The sequence below is a fragment of the Actinospica durhamensis genome (assembly GCF_018139695.1).
In the GTDB taxonomy this organism is placed as follows: domain Bacteria; phylum Actinomycetota; class Actinomycetes; order Streptomycetales; family Catenulisporaceae; genus Actinospica; species Actinospica durhamensis.
The window spans coordinates 1-13441 of the sequence record NZ_JAGSOG010000243.1 but is presented as its reverse complement, the minus strand read 5'-3'; the positions used below and the strand labels follow the sequence as shown (position 1 = coordinate 13441).

10 protein-coding genes are annotated in these 13441 nt (G+C 73.1%); 1 reads left to right on the top strand and 9 read right to left on the bottom strand.

All coding sequences use genetic code 11. The features are described 5' to 3' along the window. From KDL01_RS32035 to KDL01_RS31995, 9 genes are all read right to left on the bottom strand, one after another. Positions 1-981 (bottom strand): alpha/beta hydrolase (locus tag KDL01_RS32035; RefSeq protein WP_212532412.1); only part of this gene is annotated, 981 nt, incomplete at its 3' end. A 1-nt stretch (position 982) separates the two neighbouring features. Beyond that, positions 983-3337 (bottom strand): glycoside hydrolase family 3 C-terminal domain-containing protein, encoded by a 2355-nt coding sequence (locus tag KDL01_RS32030; RefSeq protein WP_212532411.1) that lies wholly within the window; start codon positions 3335-3337, stop codon positions 983-985. Beyond that, on the bottom strand, positions 3334-4548 hold the full coding sequence (locus KDL01_RS32025; RefSeq protein ID WP_212532410.1) for a glycoside hydrolase family 1 protein: 1215 nt from the start codon (positions 4546-4548) through the stop codon (positions 3334-3336). Before KDL01_RS32025 ends, KDL01_RS32030 begins: the two co-directional genes overlap by 4 nt. Before the next feature lie 68 nt (positions 4549-4616). Next, positions 4617-5549 (bottom strand): alpha/beta hydrolase, encoded by a 933-nt coding sequence (locus KDL01_RS32020; protein WP_212532409.1) that lies wholly within the window; start codon positions 5547-5549, stop codon positions 4617-4619. Beyond that, positions 5546-6418, bottom strand: coding sequence for an ABC transporter ATP-binding protein (locus KDL01_RS32015; protein ID WP_212532408.1), 873 nt, complete (start codon positions 6416-6418; stop codon positions 5546-5548). Before KDL01_RS32015 ends, KDL01_RS32020 begins: the two co-directional genes overlap by 4 nt. Beyond that, the gene (locus KDL01_RS32010) at positions 6415-8181 is read right to left on the bottom strand and encodes a dipeptide/oligopeptide/nickel ABC transporter permease/ATP-binding protein (protein WP_212532407.1); all 1767 of its coding nucleotides are present in this window, start codon (positions 8179-8181) and stop codon (positions 6415-6417) included. Before KDL01_RS32010 ends, KDL01_RS32015 begins: the two co-directional genes overlap by 4 nt. Next, positions 8178-9119 (bottom strand): ABC transporter permease, encoded by a 942-nt coding sequence (locus KDL01_RS32005; protein WP_212532406.1) that lies wholly within the window; start codon positions 9117-9119, stop codon positions 8178-8180. Before KDL01_RS32005 ends, KDL01_RS32010 begins: the two co-directional genes overlap by 4 nt. A 62-nt stretch (positions 9120-9181) precedes the next feature. Beyond that, positions 9182-10711 carry an ABC transporter substrate-binding protein gene (locus tag KDL01_RS32000; protein WP_212532405.1) on the bottom strand — a complete coding sequence of 510 codons (1530 nt, stop codon included), beginning with the start codon at positions 10709-10711 and terminating at the stop codon, positions 9182-9184. A gap of 247 nt (positions 10712-10958) precedes the next feature. Next, on the bottom strand, positions 10959-12560 hold the full coding sequence (locus tag KDL01_RS31995) for a family 20 glycosylhydrolase (RefSeq protein WP_212532404.1): 1602 nt from the start codon (positions 12558-12560) through the stop codon (positions 10959-10961). A 92-nt stretch (positions 12561-12652) separates the two neighbouring features. On the opposite strand from KDL01_RS31995, the gene KDL01_RS31990 reads away from it, so the two are divergent. Further along, on the top strand, positions 12653-13246 hold the full coding sequence (locus KDL01_RS31990; protein ID WP_212532403.1) for a TetR/AcrR family transcriptional regulator: 594 nt from the start codon (positions 12653-12655) through the stop codon (positions 13244-13246). The last annotated feature ends 195 nt before the right edge of the window (positions 13247-13441 follow it).

The following is a 13441-nucleotide window of genomic DNA, read 5'->3' as shown; positions in this document are numbered from 1 at the left end:
GAGGGGCGGGGGTTCGTGGGGGGCCTGCGCTGTCAGGCCGAGGCCCAGGTACTCGCGCATGACCTCCGCCAGTTCGGTCAGGTAGTCGTGGGCGAGGTCGGGCAGGAGGATGTCGAGGTCGGTGGTGCCGTGGACTAGGCCGGGCCAGCGGCGCAGGTGCACTGGGACGGCTGCCTGCTCGAGGGCTTGGGCGTAGCGCTCGCCTTGGTCGCGGAAGACGTCGTATTCGACCGTGGTGACGAGCGCCGGGGGCAGGCCGTGGAGGCGTCCGCGCAGTGGGGAGACGGCGGGGTCGCCGCGGTGTGCTCCTTCGGGCAGGTACTGCTGCCACATGGAGTCGAGGTCGGTGCGGTCGAAGCCGTATCCGGACCCGTATGCGGTCACCGAGGGCCAGTCGGTGTCGGCGTCGGTGACCGGGATCTCGAGGAGTTGCGCGGCGAAGAGCGGGGTTCCGGCGTCGCGGGCGCGCTGGGTGAGGACGGCGGCCAGGTTGGCGCCGGCGCTCTGGCCGCCGACGGCGATCCGCTTCGGGTCGATGCCGAGGCGACGGGCCCGTTCGGCGACCAGGCGGGCGGCGTTCCAGGCGTCGTCGAGGCCTTGCGGGAACGGGTGCTGCGGCGCCAGACGGTAGCCGACGGAGACGACGACGCAGCCGATGGCCGCCGCGCGCCTGCGGCACAATGCGTCGGCCTCGTCCAGGCCGCCGCCGTGGAATCCGCCGCCGTGCAGGTAGATCAGCCCGGGCAGTTCGCCGTCTCGGGGGCGGTAGATGCGCACCGGTACGGGCTCGGGTGCGAGGTCGAACACGGCCTCGCGTACGTCCATGGCGGGGCCGGTGGTGGCGATCTGCCGATCCGACAGCGCGTCGCGGCGTGCGGTCGAGTCGGCGGCGGGCGCGGATGCGGACGCGGATGTGGACGCGGGCTCGCCGGGTTGGGCGACGTCCGCGGCCGCGGCTGCCAGGCGGGGGTCGACTGGCATCTCAGCCCCTTGCCGCTGAGGGATCGGAGTCGGCGGGCTCTGCGGCGGCGGCCTCTGCCGCCGCGGCCTCGCACAGGCGCTCGACGTCTTGCGGGCCGAAGCCGAACAGGGCGGCGATCCGGCCGAGCGGGAAGGCGGCGCCCATCGCGTCGATGGCGGTGATGCCCTCTCCGGCGGCGGCGACCAGCACGGCGAGTCCGCGCGGGTCGGCGAGCCACTCGCCGAGACTCGAACGCGCGGTCAGCGGCTGACGGTGGCCGGTGCCGGGCAAGATGACCTCGGTGCTCAGCCGGGTGTCACGGGAGGACGCGCCTATGCGCAGTTCGAACGCGCCGGGGGTGATCACCCAGTCGGCGTACTGTGGGGACCAGTGGGCGAAGGCGCGCTCGTCGAGCTGGAACGTGACCGTGGTCGACGCGCCGGGTTCGAGTGTGACCTTGGCGAAGGCCTTGAGTTCCTGGGCGGGTCGGTGCAGTCGGGGCGCGGTCTCGCTGACGTAGAGTTGGACGACTTCGGCTCCGGCCACGGCGCCGGTGTTGGTGAGGGTGAATTCGACCTCGCAGGCGTTGGAAGTGGGCTGCGTTCCGTGACCTGCGCCGCCGTCGCCCGCGCCGCCGTCGCTCATGCCGCCGTTGCCCGCGCCGCCACCGACCCGTAGTCCGCTGTACGCGAACGTCGTGTAGGTCAGCCCGTGGCCGAAGGGGTAGGCGACCTCGGTGCCCAGCGTGTCGTAGCCGCGGTAGCCCACGTACAGGCCCTCGCCGTACCAGACGTGGCCCTCGCCGCCGGGGAAGTGCAGGTAGGACGGGGTGTCCTGGAGCCGCAGCGGGATGGTCTCGGTCAGTCGGCCGGAGGGGGCGACCCGGCCGAACAGGAGGTCGGCCACGGCCGAGCCGCCGGCCTGGCCGAGCAGCCAGCCTTCCAGGATCGCCGGGACCTCGTCGCGCCAGTCGGTGAGTTCGACGGCTGACCCGTGCGAGAGCACGACCACCGTGCGGGGGTTGGCGGCGGCCACGGCGTGGACGAGTTCGACCTGCGCGGCGGGCAGCGCGATGTCGGTGCGGTCCGCACCCTCGGACTCCGCGCTCTCCGGCAGGCCGAGGAAGAGCAGGACGGTGTCGGCGGTGCGGGCCGCTTGTGCTGCCTGACGGATCAGCTCCGCGGCGGCGTCCGCGTCGCCGGCCGGCTCGAGCGTGTAGCCGGCCGCGAACCGCACCAGGCCGCGCGGTTCGACGAGGTCTGCGATGGCGTCGAGGGCGTTGTCGACTCGGGTGGGGACCACGTGGGAGCTGCCGCCGCCCTGGAACCGCGGCGTGCGGGCCAACTCCCCGATCACCGCGATGCGCGTGTCGGCCGCGGGATCGAGGGGGAGCAGTCCGTCGGCGTTCTTCAGCAGCACCGCGCTCTCGTGCGCGGCGCGGCGGGCGAGTTCGTGGTGCGCGTCGAGGTCGACCGGCTCGGCCTGGTCCGCTTGCGCGAGCGTCGCCGTGGCCCGATCGACCAGCGCGAGGACGCGGCCCGCGCTCGCGTCGAGCAGCGCGCCGTCGAGTTCGCCGCGCTCGACGAGTTCGGCGAGCAGGGCGTCCGCGGCGGAGGTGGGCATGGCCAGGTCGCACCCGGCGGCGAGGGCGGCGGCGCGGTCGTCGACGGCGCCCCAGTCGCTGATCACGAGGCCGTCGAAGCCCCACTCGCCGCGCAGCACCTCGGCCAGCAGCCAGGGGTTCTCGCACGAGTAGGTGCCGTTGATCTTGTTATAGGAGGCCATGACAGCGGCCGGGTGCGCGGTGGTGACGGCGTGTTCGAAGGCGGGCAGGTAGATCTCGCGCAGGGTCCGCTCGTCCACGTCGGCGCTCACCCGCACCCGGTCGGTCTCCTGGTTGTTGGCGGCGAAGTGCTTCACGCACGCGCCGACGCCCTGGGCCTGGATCCCGCGGATGAGCGCGGCGCCGATCCGCCCGGACAGGAACGGGTCCTCGGATACGTATTCGAAGTTGCGTCCGCACAGCGGCGAGCGCTTGATGTTGACGCCGGGGCCCAGCAGCAGGCCCACCCCGGCCGCGCGCGCCTCGGCCGCGATGGCCGCGCCGACCTGCTCGACCAGCGTGGGGTTCCAGGACGAGCCGAGCCCGACGGCCGGCGGGAAGCACGTGGCGGGCACGCTCACGCCGAGCTCGAGCGAGTCCACCCCCTCGGGCTGGCGGCGCAGTCCGTGCGGGCCGTCGGTCATGGTCAGGCGGGGGACGCCGGCCTCGGGCAGCGCGGTGGTGTGCCAGAAGTCGGTGCCCGAGGTGAGGGCGGCCTTCTGCGCGGTGGTCAGGGTACTGAGTACGGTCGTCGCGGGGTCCGGCTGGTTCATCGGGCGCTCCTGGCGGGGGACGTGGCGGACGCGGAGGACGGGGCGGACGTGTGGGCGCGGGCGATCTCGCCGTACCAGCGGGCGCTGGGCTTGAGCCGGCGCTCGAAGGTGAGCGGGTCGACCGAGGCGAGGCCGAAGGTCGGCCCGTAGCTGCCCCACTCATAGTTGTCCAGCAGCGACCAGTGCAGGTAGCCGCGCACGTCCGCGCCGTCGGCCACGGCCCGCCGCAGGCCCTCGAGCGCCCCGCGGGTGTATTCGATCCTTTCCTCGTCGTCGCCGGTGGCTATGCCGTTCTCGGTCACCAGCAGGGGGACGCCGGGCAGCAGCGCGGCGGTGTGCCGGACCGCGTCCTCGAGCGCGCCGGGGTAGAACTCCCAGCCGGTGAGCGTGCGCCGGGCGTCCTCGCCCGGAGCGATCGGTCCCTCGGGCCCGACGACGGTGCGGGTGTAGGCCTGCACGCCCACGAAGTCGTCGTCGGCCGCGGCTTGCAGGAAGGTGTCCTCGCGCGCGGCCCGCCAGGCCCGGGCGACCTCCTCGGCGCCCGGCAACGTGTGCACGGGCTGATTCGCGACGGTCCAGCCGGTCTTCAGGCCCGGCGTGCGGGCGAGCACGTCCCTGGCCGTGTGGTGCGCCCGGATGAGCGCGGCGCTCACCCGGGGGTCGGGTTCGGGCAGGTGCGCCGGGGCCGAGCCGGCGGCGCCGTTCGCGGCGATGGCGGCGACGATGGCGAGCATGTTCGGCTCGTTGATGGTGCACACCCAGTCGACACCGTCGAGGTAGGGCCGCACCGCCTCCACGTACGCGCCGAACCGGGCCGGGGCCTCGTCCTGGGTCCAGCCGCCGCCCGCGCGCAGCCACAGCGGCGAGGTGAAGTGGTGCAGCGTGACGACGGGGGAGATGCCGCGGCTGAGACAGCCTTCGATGACGCGGCGGTAGTGCGCGAGCATGGCGCGCGAGTAGTGCCCGGCGACCGGCTCGATCCTGGCCCACTCGATGCTGAAGCGGTAGGCGCTCAGGCCGAGCTCCGCGACCAGGTCGAGGTCCTCCTGCCAGTGGTGCAGGCTGTCGCAGGCGTCGCCGGAGCGCTCGCCGAGCGGGGAGTGCGGACTGTTCTCCAGCGCCCACAGGTCGCTGGCGGTGTTGTTCCCCTCGGTCTGGTGGGCGGAGGTGGACGCGCCCCAGAGGAAGTGCGGGGGGAAGTCGGTGGACATGCTGGCTCCGGATCGTGGTGTGGCGCGGACGTCCCGAGCGGTTCGGGCGCCGTCGGCGTGCGGGTGGATCAGGGTTCGGTGTGGCGCCGGACGTGCGCGAGCAGGCGCTCGAGGGCGCGGCGGGCCGAGTCGGTGTGCAGGTCCAGGTGGTATTCGTGCGGATCGAGCACGTCGGGCGTGTCGTCGAAGAACAGCGCGTCCACCTCGGCGCCGAGTCCGGTCAGAGCTGCGGCCATCCGGCGGGACTGCGGGAGCAGCGGGTCGCCGTTCCCGGCGGTGAGGAAGGTGGGCGGGAACGCGTCGGTGAGCCAGCGCACGACCGAGGCGTAGCGGAACCGCGGATCGGTCCGGTAGGCCTTGGTGCCCGAGTAGGCCCCCATCACGGCGTCGACGTAGCGCCCTTCCTTTCCCGGGCGGACCATGGATAAGAGGTCGAACGCGCCGCACATCAGCGCCGTGGCACGCAGGTGCTCGGGCGGAATCGGCGCGCTGAGGCCGAGGGCCCCTGCGTACGCAGGGTCGGTGACAGCGCAGGCGACCTGCGCCGCGATCTGCGCTCCGGCCGAGTCGCCCGCCAGCACGACGCGCGTCGGGTCGAACCCGTACTCGCCTGCGTGCGCGACCAGCCAGGCGAGCGCGGTGGCGACCTGCCGGGCCTGGTGCGGATGGCGGCGGCGCGGGGCGCGGGTGTATTCGACGCCGACGGTGGCGTAGCCGTGGCCGGCCAGGATCTGCAGATACTCGCGCATGTCCCGGCGGTCGCCGCCGATCCATCCGCCGCCGTGCACCCAGAGGATGACCGGTGGCGGTGTCGCAGAGTCCTGCGGATGGAAGACGTCGAGCAGCCCGTCCCGATCCGTACGGTCGTAGCGCAGGTCGAGGTGAGCGGCGATGCCCGCGGGCACCAGCGGACGCAGCGCCGCGGCCCTGGCCGGGGCCTCGTCCACGCCGCCGAACCGGAAGGCGAGGCGCATCAGGGCCAGCCGGAACCGGGGGTTCACGCGGCGGCTCCGGAGCGGGCTCTGGCGAAGGCGGCGCGGCGTTCGCGCTGCCGGTCCACATCGGGCACGGGCGCGGCCAGCAGCATCCGTCGGGTATAAGGATGTTGTGGCGTTTCGGTGACCTCGGCCGCGGTCCCGCTCTCCACGATCCGCCCGTCGCGCAGCACCGCCACGCGGTGGCTCAGGAAGCGCACGACGGACAGGTCGTGCGAGATGAACAGGTAGGACACGCCGGTGGCCTCCTGGATCTCGAGCAGCAGCTCGAGCACGACGCGCTGCGTGGTCAGATCGAGCGCGGAGACCGGCTCGTCGCACACCACCAGCCGCGGGTCCGGTGCCAGGGCGCGGGCGATGGCCACCCGCTGGCGCTGGCCGCCGGAGAACTCCCGAGGCAGCCGGGCGGCGGCGTCGGCGGGCAGCTGCACCCGATCGAGCAGCGTCGCCACTCGCGCGGCGGCCTGTTTCGCGGGCACGCCCTGGGCCAGCAGCGGTTCACGCAGCGTGTCGCCCACGGTCAACGCGGGGTCGAGCGAGGTGTACGGGTCCTGGAACACCATCTGGATGTCCTTGGCCAGCCGGCGGCGGCGTCGGGCGTCGGCGTGCTCGACGCGTTCCCCGGCGAACTCGATCCGGCCGGACTCGGCGCGCGCCAGACCGGTGATCGCCCGGCCGATGGTGGACTTGCCCGAGCCCGACTCGCCCACCAGGCCGAGCGTCTCGCCGGGGCGCAGCCCGAGGGAGACCTCGTGCAGCACCCGGCGCGGGCGCGTCCGCAGTCCCCGCCCGCGGTAGGACACGCAGAGCTCATCGATGGTCAGCAGCATCTCGTCGGCGGCGTTCACGCGGCGCTCCTCGTCGTCGGTGTTCACGCCACGCTCCTCGTCGGCCGGGCCTGCCAGGGCGCGCGCACCGGGGCGTCGTCGAGGACGGCGTCGAGCAGGGCGCGGGTGTGTTCGTGCTCGGGTGCGTGCAGGATCTGCCGGGCCTCGCCGGTCTCGACGATCGCTCCGGCGCGCATCACCGCGACGCGGTCGCACAGGTCGGCGACCACGCCGAGGTTGTGCGTGACCAGCAGCAGGCCGAGGTTCTGGTCCTGCTGGAGTCTGCGCAGCAGGTCGAGGATCTCGGCCTGCACGCTCACGTCGAGCGCGGTGGTCGGTTCGTCGGCGACGAGCAGGCGCGGCTCGCAGGAGACGGCGCCGGCGATCAGGACGCGCTGGGCCATGCCGCCGGAGATCTCGTGCGGGTAGCTGCGCGCGACCCGGGCCGGGTCGGCGATCTCGACCGCGCGCAGCAGGTCGAGCACGCGGGCGGCGGCCTCGCGGCGGCCGAGCCCGAGCACGGCGCGCAGCGGCTCGGCGAGCTGGCTGCCGATCGTGAAGCAGGGGTCGAGGTTGCTCATCGGCTCCTGCGGAACGTAGCCGACCACGCCGCCGCGCAGCCGCCGCAGCGCGCGCTCGTCCGCGCCCACCGTCTCGGCCCCGTCGATCAGGACGCTGCCGCCGGTGATCCGGCCGCCGAGCGGGAGCAGGCCGAGGACCGAGAGCGCGGTCTGCGTCTTGCCCGAGCCCGACTCGCCGACCAGGCCGAGCACCTCGCCCGGCCGGACGTCGAGGTCGACGCCGTGGACCACCTCGCGCTCGGCGCCCTGCGGCCCGGCGTAGGCGACGGTCAGGCCCCTGATCGAGAGCAGCGGGGAGCGTGCGGCGGCCCGAGCCGGTCCGGCCGCCGCGGCCGGCGTCGGCACGACTCGGACGGGCTCGGGCCGCCGCGTGCGCCGGGCCGAGGCCTGGCCGGGCCGGTCCTCGAGCGCGTCGCGCAGCGCCACCGCGAGCAGCAGCAGCGCCGCCGTGGTCAGGCCGAGTGCCAGACCCGGCCAGAGCATCAGGATCGGATGCGTGTAGATGGAGGTGTACGCGTCGCTGAGCATCCCGCCCCAGCTCGGTGCGGACACGCCGGTGGAGATGCCGAGGAAGCCGAGGGCGGCCTGCATGCCGATCGCCACCCCCGCCACCAGCGAAGCCTGGATGAGCACGGGGGCGCGCACGGCGACGAGCACGTGCCGGGTCAGGATGCGCCAGGCCGGCAGCCCGGCGACCCGCGCCGCGTCGATGAACAGCTCCCCGCGCAGGTCCGCCGCGACGCCGCGGGCCAGCCGGAAGAACGACGGCGCGATCAGCACGCCGAGCACCACCATCAGCACCACGGTGGTCGGGCCGAGCACCGCGCGAGCGGCCAGCAGCACGACCATGCCGGGCAGCGCCATCACCAGGTTCACCGCCCAGGAGCCGACCGCGTCGAACCGCCCGGCGAAGTAGCCCGCGCACAGCCCGAGCGGCAGCCCGAGTATCAGCGCGATGAGAAGGGCCAGGCCTGCCTCGCCCAGAGTGGCGCGCCCGCCGTAGAGCAGCATCGCCAGCTCGTCCCGGCCAGCCCCGTCGAAGCCGAACGGATGCCCGGCGGCGGCGCCGTCGTACGCGTCCAGGATGTTCGAACTCTGCGCGCCGCCCGGCCGCAGCACCGGGGCGAGCAGCACCGCGGCCAGCACGAGGAGCAGGACGGCCGCGGATCCGGCGCCGAGCGGATTGCGCAGCACGGCGCGTAGCGGGGACCTGGGGGAGGGGGCCCTCATGTGAGCCTCGCCTTCGGGTTGAGCAGGCCGATCAGCAGGTCGACCGCGAGGTTGATCAGGACCACGCCGATCACCGAGACCATGACCAGCGCCATGATCACCGGGACGTCGCCGTCGCTGGTGTCGGCGACCGTCATGGCCCCGATCCCGGGTAGCGCGAAGATGTCCTCGACCACCACGGCGCCGCCGAGCAGCCCGACGAACTGCAGCCCGAGCACGGTCAGCGCCGGGGCGCAGGCGCCGCGCAGCACGTGCTTGAGCACCACGCTGCGGCCGGACAGTCCGCGAGCCCGCAGGGTACGGACGTAGTCCTGCGCGGCCACGGCGGCCACCGCGCTGCGCACCTGCTGGCTCAGCCCGGCGACCGCCCCGAGGGACAGGGCGAGCGTCGGCAGCGTGATGGTGGAGAGCCAGCCGGTGAACGAGCGGGTGATCGGGATGTACCCGGTGGCCGGGAACCACTTCAGGTCCACCCCGAACACCACCACGATCAACAGCGTGACCAGGAACCCGGGCAGCGCGTAGCCCGCCACGCCGAGGATCTGCACGATCCGGTCCGCGACCCCGCGCCGCGTCCCGGCCCACAGGCCGAGCGCGAGCGAGGCGATCGCGGTGACCACGGTGGTCGCCAGCACCAGGCTGAGGGTCACCGGCAGCCGCTGCCCGATCGTCTGGGCCACGTCCTGGCCGGTGAACCAGGAGGTGCCCAGGTTCCCGCGCACCGCGGACCCGAGCCAGTCGGCGTACCGGGCGAGCAGCGGACGGTCCAGCCCCAGCGCGGCGTTCTCATGGGCGACGGCGGACGCCGAGGCCTGGAGGCCGAGCAGTTGGCGGGCCACGTCCACCTGGGCCAGCGAGAGCAGCAGGAAGCTGAGGAAGGAGATCACGAACAGCAGCAGCACGGCGGCCGCGAGTCTCCGCGCGAGGAACGCGAGCATGAGGGCGTCTTTCGGTGCGAGATGCGAGGTGCGGAGGGTGGGGGGCGCGAAGGCGCGAGTGGTCAGGAGGCCGGGCTGTAGTCCCAGAGCGCGGGCACGGCCATGTCGGCGTCCGCCACGGCCTTGACCGAGGAGTCGGTGACCAGCTGGTACTGCATCCGGTAGAAGGGCACGAACCACGCGTTCTGCACGAGCCAGGTGTTCAGCCCGCTCAGCGCCGCGGCCTGCCCGGAGCCGCCCTGCTGGATCTGCCCGACGAGCCCGATTTCGGTCGGGTCGGTGCTGGCGAACATGTTGAGCGCGCCGGGCAGCACCAGGGACTCGACGACCTCCCAGTCGGCCGCGGGGGCGCCGTCATTGAACACGAAGGCCGAGTAGGTCTTCTCCTCGATCTGCGTGGTGACGTCGGCGGAGGCGGTGGCCCACACCAGCTTCACGCCGATCGCGGCGAAGTAGGTCTGCAGCGTCGCGGCCATCGCGCTGGAGACGATCGTCGGGATATCCGGCATGGTCAGCGTGAACCCGTTGGGATAGCCGGCTTGGGCGAGCAGCTGCTTGGCCTTGGCCGGATCGTAGGAGTAGGTGTCGTCGAGCGCTGACTGGTAGGCGCTGCCCTCGGGGCTGAAGATCTGGTCGGTCACCTGGCCCGCGCCGCCCTGGATCTTCGCGAGCATGGCGGCCCGGTCGATGGCGTAGTTCAGCGCCTGGCGCACCAGCGGGCTCTTGAGCGCGGGGGTGACCGCGCCGCCGCGGTCGAGCAGCAGGATGCCCTGCCAGTCGAAGTCGATCGCGGTGGTGGTCAGCGAGGCGTCGGCCTTGATCGCCGCCTGGTTGTCCGCGCTCTGAATCACGGCGGTGTCCACCTGACCGGAGCGCAGCGCGTCCACGATCGCCGTCTCGCTCGTGTAGTTCGTCTCGGTGATCCGGCTGAAGGCGGGCTTGGTGCCGTAGTAGTGCGCGTTGGCCTCGTAGACCCAGCTGGTGCCCGACACCGAGGCGGACGCGTCGAACGTGTAGGCGCCGATGCCGTCGGGCGTCGTGGCCAGCTTCTTCGTGTCGCTCAGCGCGGACGGGCTGACCATCATGCCGAGCACGTCGGTGAGCGAGAACAGCAGCCCGGGGTCGGCCTGCTTGAGCACGATCACGGCGTGGGTCGCGTCCGGGGTCTGCACGCTCGCGATCTGCTCGGCCTCGACCGCGCTGGTCCCGCCGGCGGCGGCGAACGTGGTCAGGTTGGCCTTGACCGCGGCCGAGGTGAACGCGCTCCCGTCGGCGAAGGTCAGGCCCTTGCGCAGGGTGAGGGTCAGCTCGGTGCGCGCGGCGTTGTAGGACCACGCGGTGGCCAGCATGGGCTTGAGCTCGCCGGCCGAGTCGCGGGTGATCAGGGTGTCGTAGACCGGCTGCAGGTAGGTCACCTGCGGGCCCGAGTCCAGGCGCGGATCGAGGTTGGTCGGCGCGGTGAGCGAGCCGATGCGCAGCTCGTCCGAGGAACCCGAACCGCCGGCTGCGGACGTACTGCCCGCGCAGCCCGCGAGGGTACCGGCGCACACGGCCAAGGCCGCGGTGAGCGCGGCGGCTGTCGAAGTTCTCATGTTCTTCTCCGTTGAAGTCCAGGCCCACCGGTGGCCGCGGGCATGCCGCGATGTAGGCGCCGCGGGGCGGCTGCCGGTGGGGATCGAGGGTCACAAGAGGCGCCGTCGCGCCGGTGTGCGGTGCTGCCCCATATGAAAACAGATCAATGGTCGGTTTTGAAGGGCCCAGGTGAACTTTCTTGCATCTCCGCTGTACAGCGCCGGCCTGACGGTCCCTCAGGCCCCAAGCCTTCGGCCCCTCAGCCCGTCAGGCCCAGTCGATCCCCGCCGCCGGGACGAAGCGCAGATCGCGTTGGCGCCACAGCCGCGCCTGCGCCCCGAGACGGCGGCTGTAGGCGGGCCAGGAGTCGGGTGCGCCGCTCCAGGCGATCTCCGCCACGCCCGCCAAGCGCGGCAGCAGCATCCTCGAGAGGTCTTCGAAGGCGCGCAGCGTCTCGCCGAACAACGTCGCCTCGATCCCGGCGATCCGCGCCTCGGGAACCGCGTGCGCGAGCGGCTGCCACGCGGCGGCCTCGCGCACCGACTGCGGCCGGTAGTGCGCGAATCCCAAGCTGCGCAGGCGTTCGCGCTCCGCTTCGGGTAGATCGTGCGAGTGGTAGGGGCGGTCCAGGTACAGGTGCGACTGCGGCGAGAGCAGCACACTGCCTCCGCCGGCGAGGGCGCGCGCCACGTCCTGGTCGGCCGGGGCGAAGTGCGCCGCGAGGCGCCGGACCAGCTCCGGGGTCAGGCCCGCCTCGGCGAACTCCGGCCGCGCGTCGTACTGGTCCCGGGTCACCGGCAGATCGGCCATCGCCGAATCCACCCAGAACTGGCTGACGTCCTCGGGTCCTGACCCGGCCCGGGCCGTCTCCTGCCAGCCGATCGCCCGGCGCCCGGCCGCGCGCACCGCCGCCCGGGCCCGGTGTACGGCCGCGGTGAACGGCTCGGCGGAGATCCCGAACACCTCGTCGCCGCCGATATGGACGAACGGTCCGTGCGTCAGGGCGGCGAGGGCGCCGTAGACCTCGTCGATGAACGCGGCGCTGCGGGCGTCGGACGGATCGAGCGGCCGCGGCAACACGGCGGCCACCTGTGGCGGGACCGAGGCCGGCGGTGTCAGCACGCCGAGATCCGGATAGGCGCGGGTGGCGGCGGCGCAATGGCCGGGCAGGTCTACCTCCGGCACGATCGTGACGTACCGGTCCGCGGCGTAGCGCTGAAGGCCCTGGAAGTCCTCGACGCTGTAGTAGCCGCCCTCGGCGGTTTCGGTCAGCCTCGGCCGGCCGGGTATCTCGATCCGCCAGGCCTCGTTGTCGGTCAGATGCAGATGCAGCACGTTGAGGCGGTGGAGCGCGGCCAGGTCCACCAGCCTGCGCAGATCGTCGAGTGCGATGAAGCTGCGCGCCGGATCGAGCATCAGCCCCCGCCAGGCGTAGTGCGGCACGTCATCAATGACTTGATGCTCAAGCCCGCCTCCGGCGCCCAGCAGCTGCGCGGCCGTGGCCGCCGCGCGCAGCAGGCCGCGCGGGCCGCGGGCCGTGCACGTGATCGCGTCGGCGTCGACGGTGAGCCGGTAGCGTTCCGACTCGCCCTGCGGTCCGGACGGATCCACGCCGGTCGGAGCCGGCAACGGCGGCAGTTCGTCCGGTTGGGCCAGAGCGAGCCGGATGCGGCGGGAGCCGTCGGTGCCGGGGGAGCCCGTGTCGATGTGCGGGCTCAGACCGGGACAATGCGGGGCGATAAGGTCGTGCGCGGTCCGCGCGACCGGTTCGAGCGAGCGGGCCGTGGGGCTGATCGACCACGCCCCCGCGGCCGGGCTCGATCCGGGCGTGGTGCGGGAACGCAGTGGTCGGGGGACGAGTGGCGGCATGGATCCTCCCGGTGGACCTTGATCGAAAGCGGCGTCCAGGCCAAAATAGATCAATGATCGGCTTTTGGCGAGAAGCAGGGTAGGGTGTCCCCATGGCGAAGCGCGGTCCGTACCGGAAGGGCGAGGCGAAGAGGGCTGAGATCCTCGAGACCGCCCTGGAGATCTTCGCCGCCGAGGGCTATCGCGGCACCAGCCTGCGCAAGGTCGCGGCCCAGTGCGGGCTGAGCATGCCCGGGATCATGCACTACTTCGAGTCCCGCGAGGACCTGCTCACCCAGGTCCTGCGTCGGCGCGACGAGGACGCCAGGGCCCGCCACCCCGATCCGCTGAGTGTGGCGGGCGCGTTCGAGGTGGTCGCGGAGAATCAGCACACGCCCGGCCTCGTCGAACTCTTCGTCTCCCTGGCCGCCGCCGCGAGCGACCCGGGCCACCCGGCCCACGCCTTCTTCGAAGAGCGCTACCGCGTCTTCCGCGAGACCCTCGCCGCCCGCCTCGAGGAGGCGCGCGGGCAGGGCCGGATCCGCTCGGACCTGCCCAGCGAGCGCCTCGCCGCCCTCGTCCTGGCCGCCACCGACGGCATCCAGCTCCAGTGGATGGTGGACCGCAGCATCGACATGTCCCAGTCCTTCGCCGATCTGTTCCAGCTGTTCGGCTGGGTGCCGCCCGAGGGCGGCGGCCCGGTCTGACCAACCGCTGATCGGCCCACCCTCGACTGATCAGGTGATCCGGACGCGGCCGGGGCGTGTGCGCGCGGTGCGTGCCGCCGTTCGCCCGGCCCGAGGGCGCATCATCAGGCTATGGATCGTCATGTCCTGGGTCGCCGCACCGCGTCGCGATCCGCGCGCCGCGGTGCCCGGGCCGGCCGGTGACGTCCCCCCGCC